A 20,969-nucleotide genomic window follows, 5' to 3' on the forward strand; every position below is an offset into this window, starting at 1 on the left:
AGGACCTCATCGGTGAACCGGCCGTACATGAACGCGTGGTCGGCCTTGCCGCCCTCCCAGCCGTTGGTCAGGAAGAAGCCGTACTCCGGCTCCTGCCCCGGCTGCTCGGGCTCCTCGGCGTCGTCGTAGGTGAGGCCGTAGCCGAACGGGTAGAGCGCGCCGTCCTCGGTCTCCTCGTAGCCGGGGGCGTCGGAGTGCTGCTCGAGGATGGCCTCGCGGGTGCCGGCGAGCGCGAAGGGCATCTTGCCCTGCGGCGCGTACTTGCCCGTGAGGACGTCCATCAGCGCAGTGTCGCTCATGCCGAAGCCGGCCAGGATGGCACCGGCGTCCCGCAGGCCGCTCTCCTCGTCGAGGACGTAGGGCTGGCGGAAGTAGACGTGCAGGATGACCTTGCTCGGGTCGTCGACCTCGGACATGACCTGCTGGATGGTGTCGAGCGAGGGCACGACCTCCCACGACTCGGCCGCCTCCATGCCGGTGAAGTCGAGAATGCTCGACTCCCACGGGTAGGAGCCGCCGAACCGCAGGCCGTTGTCGGTGCAGCTCTCGGTTCCGTGGGTGACGCAGGCGTCCGCCGCGCCCCACAGGCTCTCACCGTCGAGGCCGGGGATGCCCTCGATGGCCGAGGGGTTGACGCCGTGCTCGGGGTCGAGCCCGGAGTCCTCGCTGTTGCTCACGTAGTCGCCACCGTTGGTGCGTGCCGTCATCGAGATGAGGACGTAGTCGCTGTCCTCCGCGCTCGGGCGCTCCTCGCCGTCCTCGACGTTGCCGTCGGTGACGTCGAAGCCGTAGCCGGCCACGGTCTCCTCGGTGAAGTCACCGAGGATGTAGACGTCGGAGTCCGCCTGCAGCGGCAGCACCGGCCCGTCCTCGGTCTCCTCGTTCTCCAGGAGCACGAGCGACTTGCGCTGGAGGTCGAGGCCGACCTCCCGGTTCTCGTCCGAGCCGATCGTCGCGGTGGCGACGTCCGGGTCGACGTAGGGGTTCTCGAACAGCCCCATCCGGAACAGCGGCTCGAGCAGACGCCTGGCGGCCTGGTCGACGCGCTCGGCGGACACGAGGTCGGCCTCGACGAGGTCGATGATGACCTGGACGTCGTTGAAGCCGGACAGCGTGTCGGTGCCACCGTTGATCGCGGCGGCGACGCGCTGCGGCACGGTGGCGTCCTCCAGGCCCCAGGCGCGGTCGTTGATGATGCCGGTGTCGGAGTTGACGTAGCCGGTGAAGCCGAGCTGGTCGCGCAGCAGGCCGTTGACGATGGAGTCGGAGAACGCGAACCCGGTGAGCGGGTAGTCCTGGTCCTCGTTGCCGACCTCCGGGACGTCCACGGGCACGCCGTAGTACGGCATGATCGAGGAGACGCCGGCGTCGATGGCCGCCTCGAAGGGCAGCATGTGCTCCTCGAAGAACCCGCCCGGGTAGACCTGGGCCTTGCCGAAGGAGTAGTGCGGGTCGAGCCCGAGCTCCTGCGGGCCACCACCGGGGAAGTGCTTGAGGGTGAGCGCGACCCGGGTCTCGGGGCTCAACGCCAGACCGTTCCCGGTGACCGGGCCCTGCAGCGTCTCGACGAGCGTCCCCATGATGGCGGCGGCGTGCTCGGCGTCCTCGGTGAAGGTCTCGTGCGTGCGGTACCAGCGCGGCTCGGTCGACAGGTCGGCCATGTAGCCGTACATGCCGCGCAGGCCGATCGAGGCCCACTCCTCGCCCATGACGTTCGCGAAGTCCTCGACGACGGACATGTCTCCCGTCGTCGGGGCCTCACCGGTTGCGGCGGACTCGGCGCCCAGTGCGGCGGCCGCGATGCCGGCCTCCTTGGGGAAGGCGCTGAAGGCGCCGGCCGACTCGTTGATCCCCGCGCGAGCGTCGGGGTCGATGTGGTTGCGTGCGTTGGACTTGAAGAGCACCGGGATCCCCAGGCGCGTCCGCTCAGCCATCCGCTGGACCTCGTTGGTGAAGGTCGCGGCCTCGGCCGGCGTCACGCTGGTGGACGCGCGGAAGCCACCACCCGGCTGCCCGCACACGGCGTCGTCCGGTCCGGTCACGGTGTTCCGGAAGACGAAGCGGTGCATGTGCTGGTTGTTGATGAAGTTGTCCGCGGACTCCGGCACGGTGCCGCGCACGCCGTCCTCGCACGCCGCGTTGAGCGTGTCGATGAGCATGAGGCCGGCCTTCTCCTCGAGCCTCATGAGCGAGACGAGGTTGTCGACGCGCTGCTGGACGGGAAGCCGCCAGTCCTCGTAGTCGTCGAGCTCACCGTCCCTGTCGAGGTCGCGGAAGTCGTACCCGTCGACCCGGATGATGTTGGCCTGGCTCCCGAGCTCCGGCTGCACGAGCTCGGGCGGCGGAGCGGTGGCGGCGCCGGCACCGACGGCCAGGCTCAACGCCAGCGGCGTCGCTGCGGCGATCGCCACAGCGCTCCGCAAACCCGCACGTGGGGTTCGTGACATTCGTTCCTCCTCAGCATCGTGTCGTCGTTGACGATGTCGTCCTCGACGGGCCCGTCGCCTCTGCGACGTGCCGGTCGACCGCCCCGTCACCGCGGAGGCCGACCATGACCTGATCGTCACTGTGGCGCGCGCCACCGGACGAACTGTTGCCATCCGTTGCCACCGGCACGGCGACCGATGCGAGCACCGCTCATCCGAAAGGCGCACCGACCGCTCCCGGGGAACGAGGCCCTTGAGAGCGCCGGAGGGCGCGAGGGCGCACCCGGGGGGGCGGCGACACCGCCGTGACGAGGCGGCCGAGCCAGGCCGGTGAGGCCCGGTCCGGGTACGCCGACGGCCCGCCGAGACGGGGCTCGGCGGGCCGTCGGGCCTGCACACGGTCCGGCGCTCGCCGCCCTGGGGGCGCGCCGGGGAGGGTCAGTCCTGCTCGGACTCCGTGCGGTCGGCGGACCACTCGGTGTGGAACACACCGGGGCGGTCGACCCGGTTGTAGGTGTGCGCGCCGAAGAAGTCGCGCAGTCCCTGGACGAGCGAGGCGGGCAGACGCTCGGCCCGCACCGTGTCGTAGTACGCGAGCGCGGCCGAGAAGCCGGGCACCGGCACCCCGTTGGCGACGGCGTGGGTGACGGCGGCCCGCCAGCCCTGCTGGCTCGCCTCGAGGCCGGAGACCACCGACGGCGCCTCGAGCAGCGTGGTGAGGTTGTGGCCGGCGTACTCCGAGCGGATCCGCTCGAGCAGGCGCGCGCGGATGATGCAGCCACCGCGCCAGATCTTGGCGACCTCGGCGATGTCGATGTCCCAGCCGAACTGCTCGGAGGCGGTGCGGATCTGGTCCAGGCCCTGGGCGTAGGCGACGACCTTCGAGGCCCACAGCGCCTGGCGCACGTTCTCCACCAGCTCGGCGCGGTTCGCGGCGTCCACGCCGTCGCGGTGCGGCCCGTGCAGGGCGGCGCGGGAGGCCTCGCGCAGCGGGGCGTGCCCGGAGGTGGAGCGGGCGAAGACGGACTCGGCGATCGTGTTGACCGGCACGCCCAGCTCGAGGGCGATCTGCACGGTCCAGCGGCCGGTGCCCTTCTGCTCGGCGGCGTCGGCGACGACGTCGACGAAAGGGCGGCCCGTCTCGGCGTCGACGTGGCCGAGCACCTCGGCGGTGATCTCGATGAGGTAGGAGTCCAGGTCACCGGTGTTCCACTCGGTGAAGACCTCGGCGAGCTCGGCCGGCTCGAGGCCCGCGGCGCGCAGGATGTCGTAGGCCTCGGCGATGAACTGCATGTCGGCGTACTCGATGCCGTTGTGCACCATCTTGACGAAGTGCCCGGCGCCGTCGGGGCCGATGTGTGTGCAGCACGGCTCGCCGTCGACCTTCGCCGAGATGTCCTCGAGGATCGGGCCGAGCGTCACGTAGGACTCGGCGGGACCACCGGGCATGATGCTGGGGCCGTTGAGCGCGCCCTCCTCGCCGCCGGAGATCCCCGCGCCGACGAAGTGCAGACCGACGTCGCGCAGGGCGGCCTCCCGCCGGCGGGTGTCCTCGTAGTGCGCGTTGCCGCCGTCGACGACGATGTCCCCCTCCTCCAGGAGCGGGATGAGCGACTCGATGACGGCGTCGGTCGGGCCACCGGCCTTGACCATGATGATCATCTTGCGCGGCCGCTCCAGGCTCGCGACGAACTCCTCGAGCGTCGACGACGGGACGAAGGTGCCCTCCTCGCCGTAGGCACCGACGAGCTCGTCGGTCTTCGCGGTGGTGCGGTTGTACAGGGCCACGGCGTAGCCGTGACGTGCCAGGTTGCGGGCGAGGTTACTGCCCATGACGGCGAGTCCGATGACTCCGATCTGCGCGGAGGCAGTCGTCCCGTTGTCAGTCATGCTGGTCCTTTCATCGGCGGCAAGATGACGCTACGCCGCCAAGTATGGCCGCAGCCACCCCACCGACCGCAGCGGTGTCCATCAGTTGCCACGGCCTCACGAGCGCATGAGGCGGCCCCGGCCGACCCGCGCCGTGGAGTCACGTGCCACGAGCTTGACCGGCAGGACCACGGGCTGCTCGCTCGACCGCGCTCCCCCGATGATCGCGAGCAGGTTGCGCACCGCCGTCGCCCCCTGGAGGGAGAGCGGGGACGCCACGGAGGTGAGCGCGGGCACGGTGAGCGCGCCGGTGCGGCTGTTGTCGAACCCGATGACGCTGACGTCGCTCGGGACGGACACGCCCAGGGCGCGCAGCCCCCGGATGAAGCCGACGGCCATGATGTCGTTGAAGGCGATGACGGCGGACGTCGGGTTCTGCGCCCAGCGCCGGGCCGCCTTCGCCCCGCCGTCGACGGTGGGTGAGTTCGGGCCGATGCGCCGGACCCGCAGCTCGAGCTCGAAGCCTGCCTCCTCCAGGCCGCGCCAGCGGACGCCGTCGGCCCACGAGGCCTCCGGACCGGCGACGTAGGTGATCTCCCGGTGCCCGAGCTGCCCGAGGTGCTCGGCGGCCCGTCGCACGCCGCGCGCGCCGTCGGTGAGCACGCTCGGCAGCCCACTGACGACGCGGTTGAGGACGATGACCGGCCGCTGCTTGGCGACCGCGCGGATGCCGGAGTCGGACAGCCGCGGGCTGGTGAGGACGAGGCCCTCGACCGCGCCGAGGAACTTCTCGGCGGCGTCGCGCTCACGGAGGTCGGACTCCTGGGCGTCGAACAGGAGCATGGTGTAGCCGGCGGCCTCGGCGGCGGCCTCGGCCCCCCGGATGACGTCGACGAACAGCGGGTTGCCGATGTCGGCGACGAGCATGGCGAGCAGCCGGCTCGGGACCGCCCGGAGCGCGGGGGCGACGCTCGTGCGCCGGTACCCCAGGCGGGCGGCCGCTGCGCGGACCTTCTCGGCGGTCTCCGCGCTCACCCGCCCGGGCCGGGACAGCGCGCGGGACACGGTCGACGGCGCCACCCCGGCGGCCTTCGCCACGTCGTAGATCGTCGGCTGGCGTGCCGCCTCGGCCTCTCCCTCGCTGTCCATACCGGCCAACGGTAAGGTCGCGTGCAACGTGTGGCAACGAGTTGCCACGCCGGTCGCCCGACTTGTCCACTAGGGGCCGACGGGGGACCTCGAGTGCACGAAGGAGCGTTCTGATGACGACGACGACGGCGGCCGCGGGCCTCACCGGGCCCGCTGCGGACGCCGCAGCGACGGTCGGCCGGCTGCTCACGGGGCAGGTTCCGCTCGGCGTCGCCTACTCCGGTGGTGTCGACTCCGCCACCCTCCTCGTCCTGGCGGTGCGGACGCTCGGCGCGCAGAACGTCGTCGCGATCCTCGGCATCTCGCCCAGTCTCGCCACCGACGAGCGGGCCCGGGCGCACGAGACGGCCGCGGTGATCGGGGCTCGCGTCGTCGAGATCCAGACCCACGAGGGCGACTCGGCCGCCTACCGGGCCAACGGGCCGGACCGCTGCTTCCACTGCAAGGACGAGCTGTTCACCCGCATCGACGACGACCTGGTCTCCGAGCTGGGGCTCACCGCCGTCGCCTACGGTGAGAACGCCGACGACGCGAAGCGCCCCGACCGTCCCGGCTCCCGGGCCGCGACGAACCACCGGGTGCTGCGGCCACTGGCCGAGGCCGGCATGACCAAGGCGATGGTGCGCGAGGTCGCTCGCGCGCTCGCCCTGCCCGTCGCCGACAAGCCCGCCGCCCCGTGCCTCGCCTCGCGGATCCCGCACTTCGAGGAGGTCACCCCGGAGAAGCTGCGCCAGGTCGACCGGGCCGAGGCCGCCCTGCGCCGCCTCGGCTTCACCGACTGCCGGGTCCGTCACCACGGCGACGTCGCGCGCATCGAGCTGCTCCCGGAGGAGCTCCTCACCGCCGTGCAGCGACGCGAGGAGGTCGACCGCGCCGTGCGGGACGCCGGTTTCCGCTTCGCCGCGCTCGACCTGCGCGGCATCCAGTCCGGTGCCTTCACCCTCCCCCTGGTGTCCGTCAATGGCTGATGCCGATCCGTGGCACCCGGGCCCCGAGCTGACCCGGGTCGCCCACCTCGACCATGACCGCGCCGCCCGCCGTGGGTACCCCGAGGCGGTGCTCTGCGAGCCGAAGAGCACCGAGCAGGTCGCGCTCATCGCTGCGGCGGTCGCCGAGGCCGGGACCCCGACGCTCTTCACCCGTGCCTCCGCCGAGCAGGCCACCGCGATCCTCGCCGAGCTGCCCGACGCCCACCACGACCCCGACGCCCGGCTCGTCGCCTGGCCTCCGGAGGCCCCGGAGGTGACGGGCGGCCTCGTCGTCGTCGTCAGCGCCGGCACCTCCGACCTGCCGGTCGCCCGCGAGGCCGAGCTCACGGCCCGCTACCTCGGCCGGCGCACGGAGCTCGTCGTCGACGTCGGCGTCGCCGGTCTGCACCGAGTGCTGGGCCACCTGGACCTGCTCCGCTCCGCCCGCGTCGTCGTCGTCGCCGCGGGGATGGACGGTGCCCTGCCGAGTGTCGTCGCCGGGCTGGTGAGCGCGCCCGTCGTCGCGATCCCGACGTCCGTCGGGTACGGCGCGGCCTTCGGTGGCGTCGCGCCGCTGCTGTCCATGCTCAACGCCTGCGCTCCCGGCGTCGCCGTCGTCAACATCGACAACGGCTACGGCGGTGGCCACCTCGCCGCGCAGATCGCCGCACCCGACCGCTGACCACGTCCCCGGCGGCCAAAGGGTGACCCGGAGGCGGATCGGCGAGCATACTGTCGTACGGGGCGCACCTGCGGGGAGGCACGGACGCATGGGACGACGAGCAGCAGCGCTGGCGGCGGCTGCGGGTGCGACGGCGGTGGCCGCGGCCGCGTGCAGCCCGTCGCTGGAGCCGGGCGCCAACGAGGGCGACGTGTTCCACCTGGCCCTCAACCAGACCGAGACGCACCCCTCCTACATCGCGCTGGACCGCTGGGGCGAGCACCTCGCGGAGCAGACCGGTGGCCGGTGGACCATCGACATCTACCCCAACGAGACCCTGGGTGCGCAGGCCGAGGCCCTGCAGCTCGTCTCGGACGGGTCGGTCGAGCTGGCGATCGTCTCCGGTCCCCAGCTGGAGAACCTCAACCGGGACTTCATCGCCCTCAACCTGCCGACCACCTTCGACGACATCGACCACCAGATGCGCGTCGTGCACGACATGGCCGTCGTCGGTGAGCTCTACTCCTCGCTCGAGGAGACGAACAACATCACCGTGCTCGGCGGTTTCACCCAGGGCGAGCGCTCGGTCTACACGGCGTTCGGGCCGGTGAGCTCCCCCGCCGACCTCGCCGGGCAGAAGCTCAGGGTCCAGGAGTCGGAGCTGAACATCGCGATGGCGCAGGCGCTGGGTGCGTCGGCGACACCGATGGCCTACGGCGAGCTCTACACGGGGCTTCAGGCCGGCGTCGTCGACGCGGCGGAGAACAACGAGGTCTCCTACGCCAGCCAGCGGCACTTCGAGGTCGCGCCGCACTGGTCCTACACCCGGCACCAGGTGGGCCTGGACTACCTGGTCGTCAACAGCGACGTCCTGGCATCGATGACCGAGGCGGACCGGGCGGTTTTCGCCGAGGGCTGGGAGCTAGCCCGGGCCACGCACGTCGAGCTGTGGCGCGCGGCCACCGAGGAAGCGGTCATCACCGCCGAGGAAGGAGGAGCCACCTTCCACGAGGTCGACGCCAGTGTGTTCCGCGAGGCTCTCGAGCCACTCGCCGAGCGCTTCCTCACCACCGAGACCCAGTGGGAGATCTACGACGGCGCGCGGGCCGCCTCGACCGAGCCGAGCGGCTGACGACGACGACACGCCACCCGAGTCACGGCGCGGTCACAGGCGGCAACTCGTGGCAACAAGTACATCGCTCCCGTGTCCACCTGAGTGAATGAGGCAACCGAACACAGCGGTACCCACGTCGCACAGCAGGCCCCGCAAGGTGCCCGGCATCGCCGCCAGTCCACGACTGGTCGCCCACTCTCCACAGGCGGAGGCCGACGAGCTGCTCGACGCAGGCCATCTCAGACCGAAGGACGGAACACATCACATGAGGCACCGGAAGCACACGCTGGTCATCGCCGGCGCAGCCGCCACCACGCTCCTCCTCGCCGCCTGCGGCGGGGGCGACAGCTCGGACGACGCCGGCAGCAACGGCGGAGGTGGCGGCGAGGGCAAGACCATGCGCGTCGCCCTCAACCAGACCGAGGAGCACCCCTCCTACATCGCGCTCGACAACTTCGGCGCCTACCTCGAGGAGAACACCGACGGCTGGGGCATCGACGTCTTCCCCAACGAGACGCTCGGCGCCCAGGCCGAGGCCCTGCAGCTGGTGTCGGACGGCAGCGTCGACATGGCGATCGTCTCCGGCACGCAGCTGGAGAACCTCAACGAGGACTTCGTCGTCTTCAACCTCCCCCGCGTCTTCGACGACGTCGAGCACCAGATGAGCGTCATCCACGACCCCGAGATCACCGGTGAGCTGTACAGCTCGCTCGAGGAGTCCAACAACTTCACCGTGCTCGGCGGCTTCACCCAGGGTGCCCGCTCGGTCTACACCGACGCCCCGGTCGAGACCCCCGCGGACCTCGCGGGCCAGAAGATCCGCGTGCAGGAGTCCGACCTCCACATCGCGATGGCCGAGGCCCTCGGTGGCGCCGGGACCCCGATGGCGTACGGCGAGCTCTACACGGGCCTCCAGTCCGGCGTCGTCGACGCGGCCGAGAACAACGAGGTCTCCTACTTCACCCAGCGGCACTACGAGGTGGCGCCGTACTTCTCCTACACCAACCACCTCGTCGGCCTCGACTACATGATCATCAACACCGACCTGCTCGAGAGCATGTCCGAGGAGGACCGCGCCGCCTTCGACGAGGGCTGGACCGCCGCCCACCAGGAGCACACCCAGCTCTGGGCCGACGCCACCCAGGAGGCCATCGAGGGCGCCGAGGCCGGTGGCGCCACCTTCTCCGAGGTGGACGACGCCGCCTTCGCCGAGCCCCTCGAGGCCCTCGCGAGCGAGTTCATCACCACCGACTCGCAGCAGACGCTCTACGACGCAGCCCGCGCCGCGGCCCGCTGATGAAGCGGCCGAGCCACACACCATTGGAGGTGAGTCATGGATAGTGCCAAGAAGGTCCTCGACACGGTCCTGTACTGGATCACCGTCGTCCTCTTCGCGCTGCTCGTCGTCATCGTGGTCTGGCAGATCGTCACCCGCCAGGTCCTCGGCGACCCGAGCACGTGGACAGAGGAGGGCGCCCGCCTCACCTTCGTGTGGCTCGGCCTCTTCGCCGCCGCCTTCGTCTTCGGGGAGCGGGGCCACATCGCGGTCGAGTTCGTCGCCCGCAAGTTCCCGGCCCGGGTCGAGACGGTCCTCGCCGTCGCCGTCCAGCTGGTCGTCCTCCTCTTCGCCGTCGTCGTGCTCGTCTGGGGCGGCTGGCGGGCGGCGGAGAACGCCTGGCTGCAGAACCTGTCCGCCCTGCCGTTCACGCTGGGGCAGATGTACCTCGCCCTGCCGGTCTCCGGCGTGCTCATCGCCTTCTACTCCGTGTACTACGTCGTGGGCATCGCCCGCGGCACGAAGGCGCCCTACCTCGAGCTCGAGGGAGACCCGCTGGCCGTCGACCCTCAGATCCAGGCCGACCGGCTGGCCACCGACCCACCCCTCGTGACGTCGGCCGACACCCCGGACAGCCCCGGGGACCACCCGACCGGACCGAAGACGGAGGCATGATGGACCCCGCAACGCTCGCCGGACTCATCCTGCTCTTCGGCATCCTCATCGGCATCGTCTTCTCCGTGCCGATCGCCATCGTCATCGGCACCGCCACGTTCCTCGCCGCGATCCCGCTGCTCGGCATGGAGCAGGCGGTGCTCGTCACAGCCCAGCGGATGTTCACCGGGATCAACTCCTTCCCGCTGCTGGCCATCCCCCTGTTCGTGCTGGCCGGCGTCATCATGAACAACGGCGGCATCGCGGCACGGCTCGTCGACGCCGCCAAGGTGCTCACCGGCCGCATGCCCGCCTCCCTCGCGCAGACGAACATCGTGGCGAACTCACTCTTCGGTGCCGTCTCCGGTGCCGCGGTCGCGGCCGCGGCCGCCGTGGGCAACGTGATGAACCCCCGGATGGTCGACGAGGGCTACGACCGCAAGTTCACGGCCGCCGTCAACGTCGCCTCCGCGCCCGCCGGCATGCTCATCCCGCCGTCGAACACGTTCATCGTCTACTCGCTCGTCTCGAGCACCTCGATCGCGGCGCTGTTCATGGCGGGCCTGTTCCCCGGCCTGCTCTGGGCGATCGCCTGCATGATCGTCGTCTACCTCTACGCCCGGAAGCAGCCGGGGAAGCTCAAGTCCGCCGACCGGGTCGGCTTCGTCCAGGGGCTGCTCGTCATCTGGCGGGCCGTCCCCTCGCTGCTGATGATCGTCATCGTCGTCGGCGGCATCCTCGCCGGCCAGTTCACGGCGACGGAGTCCGCGTCCATCGCGGTCGTCTACTGCCTGCTGCTCTCGGCGATCTACCGCACGATCAAGGTCCGCGAGCTGCCCGGCATCCTCGTGGACGCCGGCCGCACCACGGCGATCGTCATGCTGCTGGTCGGCGTGTCCACCGCGCTGTCCTTCGTCATGTCCTTCGCGCGGATCCCGGACATGATCTCCGACGCGGTGCTCGGCTTCACCGACTCCAGCGTCGTCATCCTCATCCTCATGATGGTCGTGCTCATCGTCGTCGGGACGTTCATGGACCCGACGCCGGCGATCCTCATCTTCGTGCCGATCTTCCTCCCGATCGTCACCGAGTTCGGCATCGACCCGGTCCACTTCGGCGCCATGGTCGTGATGAACCTGTCGCTCGGGGTGATCACCCCACCGGTCGGCAACGTGCTCTTCGTCGGGGCCCGGATCGCGAACCTGCGGATCGAGCCGGTCATCACCAAACTGTGGCCGTTCCTCGTCGCGATCCTCATCGCGCTGTTCCTCGTCGTGTTCGTCCCGCAGATCTCGCTGTGGCTGCCCACGACGATGGACCTCATGTAGCACCTCCGCACCAACGAGCACCCCGCTGTGGCCGGGAGGGCACCAGCCCTCCCGGCCACAGCACCATCGGGGACCGCGCCGTAGAGTGACGTGCGGCGCGATCCTGCCGCCCCGCAAGAAAGGCCCTGCCGCATGCCCAGCCAGTCCGCCGCCCGTCGCGGCCCGCTCGCCGCCTACCGCGAGAAGCTGGGCAACGAGACCTTCGCCGGGATGGTGCTGCTGGCCGGTGCGCTCATCGCGCTGGTCTGGGCGAACTCGCCGTGGCGTGACGCGTACGCCTCGCTGTCGGAGACCACCGTCGGCCCGGCCGCGCTGCACCTGGAGCTGAGCCTGTCGGCCTGGGCGTCCGACGGCCTGCTGGCCATCTTCTTCTTCGTCGTCGGCCTCGAGCTCAAGCAGGAGTTCGTCACCGGCTCCCTGCGAGACATGCGCACGGCGGCCGTCCCGGTCATCGCCGCCTTCTTCGGCGTGGCCGGCCCCGTGGCCGTCTACCTCCTCGTCCAGGCGGTCACCGGCGCGGGCGTGTGGCAGGGCTGGCCCGTACCGGTCGCGACGGACATCGCCTTCGCCGTCGCCCTGCTCGGCATCTTCGGGCGCGGGTTCCCCTCAGCGCTGCGGACCTTCCTGCTCACCCTCGCCGTCGTCGACGACCTCATCGGCATCGTCATCATCGCCGTCGTCTTCGCCGGCGGGCTGAACTACCTCCTGCTCGGCGGCGCACTCCTCGCCGTCGCGGTCTTCGGCGTGCTCGTCCAGCGCGGGCAGACGTCGTGGTGGCTCCTCGTCCCGATCGGCTTCGTCGCGTGGGCGTGCATGCACGCCTCGGGAGTCCACGCCACCATCGCGGGTGTGCTGCTCGGCATGGTCGTCCCCGCCGTCTCACGCCCCGGTGAGCCGGAGCCGCGCACCCACCGCTTCACCGACAGGGTCGGCTGGATCTCCGCCGGCTTCGTGCTGCCGGTCTTCGCCTTCTTCGCAGCGGGGGTGAACGTCGTGGACGCCGGCGGGATCCTCGGGGTGGTCACCGACCCCGTCTCCGTCGGCATCGCGGTCGCGCTCCCCGTCGGCAAGCTCCTGGGCATCTGGGGCGGCACCGCCCTACTCGTGACCCTCACCCCGCTCGTCCTGGGCAAGGGCCTCAACCTCAAGGACATGCTCGGGATGAGCCTGCTCGCGGGGGTCGGGTTCACGGTCTCCCTGCTCATCGCCCAGCTGGCCTTCGACGCGGGGTCGACCGAGGGCAGCCACGCGCGGGTCGGCGTGCTCCTCGGCTCCTTCCTGGCAGCGATCCTCGGCGGCATCGCGCTGCGGGTGCGCGCCGGGAACCGGCTCGAGGAAGCGGGCCGGGGCTGAGTCAGTACATCAGCCGCCCGATCCACCCCGCGATCGCAACGACGAAGGCGTAGATCCCGACGGCGAGCGCCGCGACGGCCGGCCACCGCGGCGACACCCGCTGGGCGAGGGCCACGATCCCCAGGACGAGCGACCCGACGGCCAGCACGAGCACGAGCATGAGCCCGATCGATTCGTAGGTCTCGATGTTCTCCACGCTCTCCACGGTGACCGCGTAGATGATCTGCCAGGCGGTGAGCAGCCCGGCGACCGTGATCGCGATCCAGCCCAGGCGGTTGCGGGACCTGTCCCCACGTTTACGCTCCGCGGCGTCCCGGCCACCGGCCGGCGTGCCGGTGCCGGACTCCGCCCCGGACTTCCCCGGCGTGGTGCTGCCCGGAGTGGAGCTGCCCGGCGTGGAGCTGCCCGGTGTCGTGCTCCCCGGCTCACGTGCGGCCATGGCCTGCTCCTTCCCCGGCGGCGCGGCGCCGCCTCTACGCCCAGCCTGCCACCCCGCGCAGGTGATACCACTGGAACATGACGAACACTTCGCAGCCCCGACGCACCCGTACCGCTTCCGTCGCCGTCACCGGCGGCTACGTCGTCCCCGTCGACGGTGAGCCGATCGAGGGGGCGACCGTCCTCGTCCTCGACGGCGTCATCGCCGCTGTCGGCACCGACGTCTCCGTTCCGGACGGCGTACCCGTCGTCGACGCGAGCGGCTCCTGGGTGCTGCCCGGGCTCGTCGAGGCGCACGCCCACCTGGGCGTGCACGAGGAGGGTGAGGGCTGGGCCGGGGCGGACGTCAACGAGATGACCGACCCCGACGGCGCGGGGCTGCGCGCCCTCGACGCGATCAACGTCGAGGAGGAGGGGTTCCGCGACGCGCTGCTCGGCGGGGTGACCGCGGCCGTCGTCAAGCCCGGGTCCGGCAACCCGATCGGCGGCCAGTCGGTCGCGATCAAGACCTGGGGCGGGCGCACGGTCGACGAGCAGGTCTTCCGGGAGCGGGTGTCGGTGAAGTCGGCGCTGGGCGAGAACCCCAAGCGGGTCTACGGGGACAGGAAGACCATGCCCTCGACCAGGCTGGGCGTCGCCAAGGTCATCCGCGACGCCTTCGTCAAGGCGCAGAACTACGCCGCCAAGCGCGACCACGCCCTGGCGGAGGGCAAGCCGGTCGAACGCGACCTCGGCCTGGAGACGCTCGCCGCCGTGCTCTCCGGTGAGCTCATCTGGGACCAGCACACCCACCGGCACGACGACATCGCCACCGCGGTCCGCCTCGCCGAGGAGTTCGGCTACCGGCTCGTCGTCAACCACGGCACCGACGGTGCGCGCATCGCCGACGTCCTCGCCGAGAAGGACGTGCCCGTGGTCTTCGGGCCGATGTTCACCAGCCGCTCGAAGGTGGAGCTGCGTGACCGGGACATCGCCAACCTCGCCCGCCTCGCCGCGGCCGGTGTGCGGGTCGCGATCACCACCGACCACCCCGTCGTGCCCATCAACTTCCTCGTCCACCAGGCGTCGCTCGCCGTCAAGGAGGGCCTGGACCGCGACGTGGCGCTGCGTGCCCTGACCGTCAACCCGGCGCAGATGATGGGGCTGGACGACCGCGTCGGTGCCTTGCGTCCGGGACTCGACGGTGACGTCGTCATCTGGTCCGGCGACCCGCTCGACGTCTTCTCCCGCGTGCAGCGCGTGTTCATCACCGGCGCGGAGGTCTACTCCGCCGAGCACGGCGTCCACGAGCGCGCCGAGCGGTTCTGAGGAGGCCGGCCGACTCGAGCGCCAGGTATCGTCCCGCGGGTGGCGCCGCTCAGCTCGCACGTCGACCCGCGCGTCGTGGCCGAGTCGCTCCACGGCCGAGCGGTCGAGCGCGCGCGCCTGGTCACCCGCTCCCCCGTCGGCTACGACCCCTACCTCCCCGGCCGCGTCGTCGAGCGCGTGAGGGGAACCGCTCGGCTGCGCGGCGGCGACGACGTCCCCTGGAGCGCCGTCGTCAAGCACACCACCGGCCCCGGGCTGCGCGCGGCGCGCCGCGAGCTCGCGGTGTACCGGGACGGGATCGCCGACCGCGGACGACCCGACGGTCTGCTCGCACCGGCACTGCTCGCCTGGGAGGAGTCCGAGGCGCACGTCGAGCTGTGGCTCGAGGCGCTGAGCGACGAGCACGGCGGGACGTGGCCCGTCGCGCGGTTCGGCGTCGCGGCCCGGCACATCGCCACCTGGGACGTCGCGGCGGGCCCGGTGCCGCCGAGCTTCGACTCACAGGACGCGTGGGCGGAGCGGCACGGGCAGCCGCACCGCGTGGCGGAGGCGGACGCGGAGCTGGAGAGGGCGGGCGCCGCGCCGGCGGCGCACGAGCTGATGGATCTCCTCGGCGATCCCGGGTTCCGACGCACGCGGGCACTCGTCGGCACCACGGTGTCCCGGGTGAGGCGCCTGGCGACGTTCCCGCAGACCCTGCTCCACCACGACCTCGTCCGCTCCAACCTGTTCGCGCTCGGCCCAGCGAGCACCGCGGCGATCGACTGGGAGAACGTCGGACGCGGCCCGCGGGGCGTGAACCTCGCGCCGCTCGTCGTGGGCTCCGTACGGCGAGGCGAGGCGCCGGCCGCGGGCTTGGCCGAGCTCGAGGACGTCGTGCTCTCCGGCTACGAGGAGGGTCTGCGCCGGGCCGGCGTCGCGGACGTGGCCGACGTCCGCCCGGCCTACCGGCTCGCGCTGGGACTGAGGTGGCACACCGTCCTCGGCACGATCGGTGCGTGGCTCGATCCGTCGTCGACGCGGATCAGAGGGAGCCGACCCGACGAGCCACGAGCCGAGTCGCTCCAGCACCTCCTCGCGCTGTCCCGGTACCTCCTGGACGCCGGCGAGCAGACCTCCTGACGTCGGGGCCGCACCCGGCGGCGTGCGTCGGCTCAGGCCACGGGACGGTCGGCTCGTCGCCGGGCGCGCCTCCGCTGCCGCTTGACGAGCGGCACCAGCGCCGCCATGGCGATCATCGTCAGGCTGACCAGCGACGCGTACCTGTCGACCAGGAGCACGACGTCGACCGCTCGCTGCCCCAGCCCGTAGCCCAGCCCCGCGACCAGTCCGGTCATGAGCACCGCGCCGACGAGGTCGAGGAGGAGGAAGGTGGACAGCCGCATCCCGGCCCAGCCGGCGGCGGCGTAGACCACCGCGGTGGGGACGCCGGGGAGGGTGGCCAGCACGACCGCGGCTGCGAGGACTCCTGGGCCCAGCTCCCTGGAACGCTCGGCGAAGCCCTGCGCCCGCTCGCTGGCGGTGACCATGCGGACGATGCCGGCGCCCCACTGCCGTCCGGTCCACCAGGTCAGCCAGTCGAGCTTCACCATGCCCACCGCCCCGGCGACGACCACCAGCCCCAGCTCGGTCTCACCGACCCGGGCGAAGCCGGCAGCGGCACCGATGGCCGCGAGGTCGCCGGTGAGGAACGCCAGCGCGACCGGGTGCGAGGCGATGAGGAAGGGGCTCACCGCCCGAAGCACGAACCCCAGGGCGACGACCGCGAGGATCGCGCCGATGAGTGCCCGGTCGACCCGTGTCGCGCGACCCTGCCACGGCACGTAGCGACGCCAGGCGGACCGCCACGGACGGGCAGTCGGCCCGGAGTCGGAGTCGTCCGTGGTCCGCTGCCCTCCCGCGACGGGGCTGCTCATGAGGCCGCTCCACTCGTCCGAGGCCGTCCGCGGCCGCGCTTCCGCGCGACGACGACGCCGCCGACGAACACCTCGCCACCCCACACGCCCCACGGCTCGCGCCGCTCGACGGCCGCTGCCAGGCACTCGCGGCGGAGCCAGCACTGCCGGCACAGCGACTTGGCCAGCTCGACGTCTGCGGTGCCCTCCGCGAACCACAGGTCGGTGTCCCCCGCTCGCTGGCACGGGGTGGCCGGACCGCCTCCGGGGAAGGCCGTGAGGCCTCGCTTGCGGTGGTCGACGTCGGTGCGCGTCATGGTCGCCTCTGGGTGAGCGCAGGGAGAGAGATCTTGTACACGTCAGTACGAGTTCATCGTAGTTATCTCGAACACTGGTGTTCAAGTACTTTCGCGGAACCAGTACGCTGACAACGAGTCAGCGACAGGGAGAGCCGATGGACACCGCAGCGCCGGACCAGCCCTCGCCCCTGCGCGCTGACGCGCGACGCAACATCGAGCTGATCCTGGACGCCGCGGAGACGTGCCTCGCGCGGGACGCGGACGCCAGCATGGGTGAGATCGCGGCGGAGGCGGGACTCGGCCGGGTCACCGTCTACGGTCACTTCAAGTCCCGTCCGGCTCTCGTCGAGGCCGTGGCCCGCCGTGCCCTGGCCGCTGCGGATGACGCCCTGGGCGCCGTCGACCTCACCGGTGACGCCGCTGAGGCCCTCGAGCGGCTCGTCGCGGCGACCTGGCAGGTCACACTGCGATCCGGGAGCGTGATCGTCGCCGCCGAGAAGGCACTGCCCCCCGCCACCGTGCGTGAGATGCATGCCGGTGGCCTCGAGGACCGGGTGCGCGCGTTCATCACGGCCGCGCAGGGCGCCGGCGAGTTCCGCACCGACCTGTCGACCGACTGGCTCATCGCCGTGTTCCACGCCGTGCTCCACGCGGCCGCGGTCGAGATCGACGCCGGCCGGATGCAGCACGGTGACGCCTCCACCGCGATCACCGCGACGTTGGGCGCCGCCCTGCGCCCGCCCGGCCCGCCCGCGTAGCGTGCGCCCGGGCCGGCGCGTGCGCTCCGGGATACGGTCGAGGACATGGACGAGCACACGACTCCCGGGACCTACGTGTCCGCCGGCAAGGAGTTCACGCGGGACACGAACTACATCACCACCCGGATCACCCGGGACGGCGAGGACGGCTACCCCGTGGAGCCCGGGCGCTACCGGCTCGTCGCGGCCCGCGCCTGCCCGTGGGCCAACCGGACGATCATCGTGCGCCGGCTGCTCGGACTGGAGGACGCGCTGTCCATCGGCTTCCCCGGGCCCACCCACGACGAACGCTCGTGGACCTTCGACCTCGACCCCGGCGGCCGCGACCCGGTGCTCGGCATCGAACGGCTGCAGGAGGCCTACTTCGCCCGCTTCCCCGACTACCCGCGCGGCATCACCGTCCCGGCGATCGTCGACGTCCCCACCGGGCAGGTGGTGACCAACGACTACGCGCAGATCACCCTGGACATGTCCGCCGAGTGGCGCGAGCACCACCGGGAGGGCGCCCCGGACCTCTACCCCGTGCACCTCCGCGAGGAGATCGACGCCGTGAACGAGCGGGTGTTCACCGAGGTGAACAACGGGGTCTACCGCTGCGGCTTCGCCGGGTCGCAGGAGACCTACGAGAAGGCGTACGACCGGCTGTGGACGGCGCTGGACTGGCTCGAGGACCGGCTCTCCGGGCAGCGCTACCTCGTCGGCGACACGATCACCGAGGCGGACGTCCGGCTGTTCACCACCCTCGTCCGCTTCGACCCCGTCTACCACGGCCACTTCAAGTGCAACCGCACCAAGCTCAGCGAGATGCCGGCCCTGTGGGGCTACGCCCGCGACCTGTTCCAGACCCCGGGGTTCGGCGACACCATCGACTTCGAGCAGATCAAGCAGCACTACTACGTCGTCCACACCGACCTCAACCCCACCCAGATCGTGCCGGTCGGCCCCGACCTCTCCGGGTGGACCACCCCGCACGGGCGCGAGGAGCTGGGCGGCCAGCCCTTCGGCGACGGCACCCCGCCCGGGCCGGTGCGTCCGGACGAGCGCGTGGACCCCGCCCACACGCCGCTCGGCTGAGACCCCCGGCGAAGCCACGCCACCAGGGACCTTGGTCGCCCCTGCCGCCGTCAGGCGCGGCCCTATGCTTCTCGCATCGATAACAATCAATTCGATGGAGGCGCATGATGGGTGCCATTGAGATCTTCGAGCCCGCGCTGTGCTGCAGCACCGGGGTGTGCGGACCCGACGTGCCGCAGGAGCTGGTGACCTTCTCGGCCGACGTGGACTGGCTCCGCACCCGGGGTGGCGAGGTCAGCCGGTTCAACCTGGCGGGCGAGCCGACGGCGTTCGCCGAGCGTCCCGCCGTCGTGCAGTTCCTGCGGGTCTCGGGGTCACAGGGGCTGCCGCTGGTCCTGGTCGACGGCGCGGTCGCGATGACCGGCCGGTACCCGGACCGCAGCCAGCTGGCCCGGTGGGCCGGCCTCGCCCCGGTGCCCGCCGGACGTCCCGAGCTCGGCCTCGCCACAGGCTGCTGCGGCGGCTCCGGCTGCAGCTGACGGGATGCCGACCATGAGCCGTCCGTCCTTCCTCACGGGAACTCCGCGCTTCCTGTTCCTCACCGGCAAGGGAGGCGTGGGCAAGACCTCCGTGGCCTGCGCCGCAGCCGTCGCCCTCGCCCGCGCGGGCCGCTCCGTGCTGCTCGTCAGCACCGACCCGGCCTCCAACGTCGGGCAGGTCTTCGGGGTGCCCATCGGCAACACCATCACCGCGCTCCCGGTGGTCCCCGGGCTGTCGGCCCTGGAGATCGACCCCGACGAGGCCGCCGGCGCCTACCGCGAACGCATCGTCGGACCGGTGCGCACCCTGCTGCCCGCTGCCGAGGTCGGGCTCATCGAGGAGCAGCTGTCAGGAGCCTGCACCACCGAGATCGCCTCGTTCAACGAGTTCACGGGTCTGCTCACCGACGACGATGCTGTGGCCGGGTTCGACCACGTCGTCTTCGACACCGCACCCACCGGGCACACCATCCGCCTGCTCCAGCTGCCCGGCTCATGGACCGACTTCCTCAACGAGGGGAAGGGCGACGCGTCCTGCCTCGGGCCGCTCGCGGGCCTGGACCGCCAACGCTCCCTGTACGCCCACGCGGTCGCCGCGCTCGCCGATCCTGCGCGCACGCGTCTGGTCCTCGTCACCCGTGCCCAGCGGGCGGCGGTGCAGGAGATCGAGCGCACCAGCGCCGAGCTGGCCGACCTCGGCATGCGCGAGCAGTACGTCGTCGTCAATGCGGTCATGCCGCGGCCGCAGGGCGGGGACGAGCTCGCCGAGGCGCTGTACACACGTGAGCAGGCCGTGCTGCGCGACCTGCCGCCCGCCCTCCGCGACCTGCCCACCGACGTTCTCGAGCTCAAGGGCGGCACCATGGTCGGACTGGACGCCGTAGATAGCCTCTTCGCGCCCGAGTCGGTAGGCGCGCGAGTCTCCTCCCCGCCCGAGGCCGCACCCGAGCCCCTCGCCGTCTCCGGCCTGGACCGCCTCGTCGACGAGCTCGCCACGCAGGACCACGGCCTCGTCATGCTCATGGGCAAGGGCGGGGTGGGCAAGACGACGGTCGCGGCGGCGGTCGCCACCGCACTGGCCGACCGTGGACTGTCGGTCACGCTGACCACCACCGACCCTGCCGCCCACCTGGCCGAGACCCTCGCGGGCACCACGGACCACCTCGAGATCTCGCGCATCGACCCCGAGGCGGCCACCCGCGCGTACCGGGAGACGGTGCTCCGCACCAAGGGTGCAACCCTGGACGCCGCCGGCCGCGCCGCCCTCGAGGAGGACCTGCGCTCCCCCTGCACCGAGGAGATCGCCGTGTTCCAGGCCTTCTCCCGCGCGGTCAGCGAGGCGCGCCGCCGGTTCGTCGTCATCGACACCGCGCCCACCGGGCACACGCTGCTCCTGCTGGACGCCACCGGCTCCTACCACCGTGACATCGTGCGTCAGCTGGGCGAGACGACGTCCTTCGTCACCCCGATGATGCGCCTGCAGGATGCCGACCTCACCAAGGTCATCATCGTCACGCTGCCCGAGACCACGCCCGTCCTCGAGGCGGAGGAGCTCCAGCACGACCTGCGCCGCGCCGGCATCGAGCCGTGGGCATGGGTCGTCAACAGCTCGCTGGCGGCCGCGGTCACCACCGACCCCCTCCTGCAGCGCCGAGCGCGGAACGAGACGGGCGACATCGCCCGGGCCTCCGCCCACAGCGAGCGGTGCGCGGTCATCCCGCTGCTCCCCCGAGAACCCGTCGGGATCCCCGCCCTGCGACGACTGACCGCGGCCACCGCCCCGGTGGGCACGTGACCGCGGTCGTCCCACCGCGCCGGTCGCAGCGACGCCCCCTCAGACGCGGACGGCGCCCTGGGGTGTCTGGGAGGCGTCGGTGGCGGGTTCGGCGGCTTCGCCGAGGGCGGCGAGGTAGCGCTCGG

General features: G+C 71.7%; 19 protein-coding genes. 13 read left to right on the top strand and 6 right to left on the bottom strand.

Features of this window, described 5'->3' with window-relative positions:
* The 3 genes from VR894_RS18650 to VR894_RS18660 form a co-directional block, all read right to left on the bottom strand.
* A partial coding sequence (locus VR894_RS18650; RefSeq protein WP_324653986.1) for a glycoside hydrolase family 3 protein occupies positions 1 to 2,411 on the bottom strand: 2,411 nt, incomplete at its 3' end.
* Between the two features lie 453 nt (positions 2,412 to 2,864).
* Positions 2,865 to 4,316 carry an NADP-dependent phosphogluconate dehydrogenase gene (gene gndA / locus VR894_RS18655; RefSeq protein WP_324653987.1) on the bottom strand — a complete coding sequence of 484 codons (1,452 nt, stop codon included), beginning with the start codon at positions 4,314 to 4,316 and terminating at the stop codon, positions 2,865 to 2,867.
* 96 nt (positions 4,317 to 4,412) lie between these two features.
* Positions 4,413 to 5,444 carry a LacI family DNA-binding transcriptional regulator gene (locus VR894_RS18660; protein ID WP_324653989.1) on the bottom strand — a complete coding sequence of 344 codons (1,032 nt, stop codon included), beginning with the start codon at positions 5,442 to 5,444 and terminating at the stop codon, positions 4,413 to 4,415.
* 113 nt (positions 5,445 to 5,557) lie between these two features.
* Between VR894_RS18660 and larE the strand changes: the two genes are divergently transcribed.
* The 7 genes from larE to nhaA all read left to right on the top strand — a co-directional run bounded on the left by larE (position 5,558) and on the right by nhaA (position 12,798).
* Complete coding sequence (gene larE, locus VR894_RS18665; protein ID WP_324653991.1) at positions 5,558 to 6,412, top strand: ATP-dependent sacrificial sulfur transferase LarE; 855 nt, start codon at positions 5,558 to 5,560, stop codon at positions 6,410 to 6,412.
* Positions 6,405 to 7,094: a nickel pincer cofactor biosynthesis protein LarB gene (gene larB / locus VR894_RS18670; RefSeq protein WP_324653994.1), complete on the top strand. Its 690-nt coding sequence runs from the start codon at positions 6,405 to 6,407 to the stop codon at positions 7,092 to 7,094. The genes larE and larB overlap by 8 nt, the downstream gene beginning before the upstream one ends.
* An 88-nt stretch (positions 7,095 to 7,182) precedes the next feature.
* Positions 7,183 to 8,205 carry a TRAP transporter substrate-binding protein gene (locus tag VR894_RS18675; RefSeq protein WP_324653996.1) on the top strand — a complete coding sequence of 341 codons (1,023 nt, stop codon included), beginning with the start codon at positions 7,183 to 7,185 and terminating at the stop codon, positions 8,203 to 8,205.
* A gap of 247 nt (positions 8,206 to 8,452) precedes the next feature.
* The gene (locus VR894_RS18680) at positions 8,453 to 9,484 is read left to right on the top strand and encodes a TRAP transporter substrate-binding protein (protein ID WP_324653998.1); all 1,032 of its coding nucleotides are present in this window, start codon (positions 8,453 to 8,455) and stop codon (positions 9,482 to 9,484) included.
* Between the two features lie 36 nt (positions 9,485 to 9,520).
* The gene (locus VR894_RS18685) at positions 9,521 to 10,138 is read left to right on the top strand and encodes a TRAP transporter small permease (RefSeq protein ID WP_324654000.1); all 618 of its coding nucleotides are present in this window, start codon (positions 9,521 to 9,523) and stop codon (positions 10,136 to 10,138) included.
* Positions 10,138 to 11,445, top strand: a complete 1,308-nt coding sequence (locus VR894_RS18690) for a TRAP transporter large permease (RefSeq protein WP_324654001.1) — start codon at positions 10,138 to 10,140, stop codon at positions 11,443 to 11,445. Before VR894_RS18685 ends, VR894_RS18690 begins: the two co-directional genes overlap by 1 nt.
* A 132-nt stretch (positions 11,446 to 11,577) precedes the next feature.
* Entirely contained in the window at positions 11,578 to 12,798 is a 1,221-nt protein-coding gene (nhaA, locus tag VR894_RS18695; protein WP_324654002.1) for a Na+/H+ antiporter NhaA, read from the top strand.
* 1 nt (position 12,799) lies between these two features.
* Here nhaA and VR894_RS18700 read toward each other — a convergent pair whose 3' ends face one another.
* Positions 12,800 to 13,237, bottom strand: coding sequence for a hypothetical protein (locus VR894_RS18700; RefSeq protein ID WP_324654003.1), 438 nt, complete (start codon positions 13,235 to 13,237; stop codon positions 12,800 to 12,802).
* A 77-nt stretch (positions 13,238 to 13,314) separates the two neighbouring features.
* On the opposite strand from VR894_RS18700, the gene VR894_RS18705 reads away from it, so the two are divergent.
* Together VR894_RS18705 and VR894_RS18710 are read left to right on the top strand one after the other, a co-directional pair.
* Positions 13,315 to 14,544, top strand: a complete 1,230-nt coding sequence (locus tag VR894_RS18705) for an amidohydrolase (protein ID WP_324654005.1) — start codon at positions 13,315 to 13,317, stop codon at positions 14,542 to 14,544.
* A 39-nt stretch (positions 14,545 to 14,583) separates the two neighbouring features.
* Positions 14,584 to 15,666 (top strand): hypothetical protein, encoded by a 1,083-nt coding sequence (locus VR894_RS18710; protein WP_324654006.1) that lies wholly within the window; start codon positions 14,584 to 14,586, stop codon positions 15,664 to 15,666.
* 32 nt (positions 15,667 to 15,698) lie between these two features.
* Here VR894_RS18710 and VR894_RS18715 read toward each other — a convergent pair whose 3' ends face one another.
* Positions 15,699 to 16,460, bottom strand: a complete 762-nt coding sequence (locus VR894_RS18715; RefSeq protein WP_324654007.1) for a DedA family protein — start codon at positions 16,458 to 16,460, stop codon at positions 15,699 to 15,701.
* The gene (locus VR894_RS18720; protein ID WP_324654009.1) at positions 16,457 to 16,756 is read right to left on the bottom strand and encodes a WhiB family transcriptional regulator; all 300 of its coding nucleotides are present in this window, start codon (positions 16,754 to 16,756) and stop codon (positions 16,457 to 16,459) included. Before VR894_RS18720 ends, VR894_RS18715 begins: the two co-directional genes overlap by 4 nt.
* 137 nt (positions 16,757 to 16,893) lie before the next feature.
* On the opposite strand from VR894_RS18720, the gene VR894_RS18725 reads away from it, so the two are divergent.
* The 4 genes from VR894_RS18725 (at position 16,894) to arsA (ending at position 20,844) form a co-directional block, all read left to right on the top strand.
* Entirely contained in the window at positions 16,894 to 17,496 is a 603-nt protein-coding gene (locus VR894_RS18725; protein WP_324654011.1) for a helix-turn-helix domain-containing protein, read from the top strand.
* 45 nt (positions 17,497 to 17,541) lie between these two features.
* The gene (locus tag VR894_RS18730; RefSeq protein ID WP_324654013.1) at positions 17,542 to 18,570 is read left to right on the top strand and encodes a glutathione S-transferase family protein; all 1,029 of its coding nucleotides are present in this window, start codon (positions 17,542 to 17,544) and stop codon (positions 18,568 to 18,570) included.
* A gap of 107 nt (positions 18,571 to 18,677) precedes the next feature.
* Positions 18,678 to 19,049 (top strand): arsenite efflux transporter metallochaperone ArsD, encoded by a 372-nt coding sequence (gene arsD / locus VR894_RS18735; RefSeq protein WP_324654014.1) that lies wholly within the window; start codon positions 18,678 to 18,680, stop codon positions 19,047 to 19,049.
* Between the two features lie 13 nt (positions 19,050 to 19,062).
* Positions 19,063 to 20,844 carry an arsenical pump-driving ATPase gene (gene arsA / locus VR894_RS18740; RefSeq protein ID WP_324654015.1) on the top strand — a complete coding sequence of 594 codons (1,782 nt, stop codon included), beginning with the start codon at positions 19,063 to 19,065 and terminating at the stop codon, positions 20,842 to 20,844.
* Positions 20,845 to 20,969: the final 125 nt, after the last annotated feature.

It is taken from the genome of Georgenia sp. H159, assembly GCF_035607575.1.
Taxonomy (GTDB): domain Bacteria; phylum Actinomycetota; class Actinomycetes; order Actinomycetales; family Actinomycetaceae; genus Oceanitalea.

Coding starts and splice junctions, on each gene's coding strand:
- VR894_RS18720 (WP_324654009.1), bottom strand. CDS start 16,756: ATGACGCGCACCGACGTCGACCACCGCAAGCGAGGCCTCACGGCCTTC.
- larB (WP_324653994.1), top strand. CDS start 6,405: ATGGCTGATGCCGATCCGTGGCACCCGGGCCCCGAGCTGACCCGGGTC.
- nhaA (WP_324654002.1), top strand. CDS start 11,578: ATGCCCAGCCAGTCCGCCGCCCGTCGCGGCCCGCTCGCCGCCTACCGC.
- VR894_RS18725 (WP_324654011.1), top strand. CDS start 16,894: ATGGACACCGCAGCGCCGGACCAGCCCTCGCCCCTGCGCGCTGACGCG.
- VR894_RS18675 (WP_324653996.1), top strand. CDS start 7,183: ATGGGACGACGAGCAGCAGCGCTGGCGGCGGCTGCGGGTGCGACGGCG.
- VR894_RS18680 (WP_324653998.1), top strand. CDS start 8,453: ATGAGGCACCGGAAGCACACGCTGGTCATCGCCGGCGCAGCCGCCACC.
- VR894_RS18700 (WP_324654003.1), bottom strand. CDS start 13,237: ATGGCCGCACGTGAGCCGGGGAGCACGACACCGGGCAGCTCCACGCCG.
- gndA (WP_324653987.1), bottom strand. CDS start 4,316: ATGACTGACAACGGGACGACTGCCTCCGCGCAGATCGGAGTCATCGGA.
- VR894_RS18715 (WP_324654007.1), bottom strand. CDS start 16,460: ATGAGCAGCCCCGTCGCGGGAGGGCAGCGGACCACGGACGACTCCGAC.
- VR894_RS18660 (WP_324653989.1), bottom strand. CDS start 5,444: ATGGACAGCGAGGGAGAGGCCGAGGCGGCACGCCAGCCGACGATCTAC.
- larE (WP_324653991.1), top strand. CDS start 5,558: ATGACGACGACGACGGCGGCCGCGGGCCTCACCGGGCCCGCTGCGGAC.
- arsD (WP_324654014.1), top strand. CDS start 18,678: ATGGGTGCCATTGAGATCTTCGAGCCCGCGCTGTGCTGCAGCACCGGG.
- VR894_RS18685 (WP_324654000.1), top strand. CDS start 9,521: ATGGATAGTGCCAAGAAGGTCCTCGACACGGTCCTGTACTGGATCACC.
- VR894_RS18690 (WP_324654001.1), top strand. CDS start 10,138: ATGGACCCCGCAACGCTCGCCGGACTCATCCTGCTCTTCGGCATCCTC.
- VR894_RS18730 (WP_324654013.1), top strand. CDS start 17,542: ATGGACGAGCACACGACTCCCGGGACCTACGTGTCCGCCGGCAAGGAG.
- VR894_RS18705 (WP_324654005.1), top strand. CDS start 13,315: ATGACGAACACTTCGCAGCCCCGACGCACCCGTACCGCTTCCGTCGCC.
- arsA (WP_324654015.1), top strand. CDS start 19,063: ATGAGCCGTCCGTCCTTCCTCACGGGAACTCCGCGCTTCCTGTTCCTC.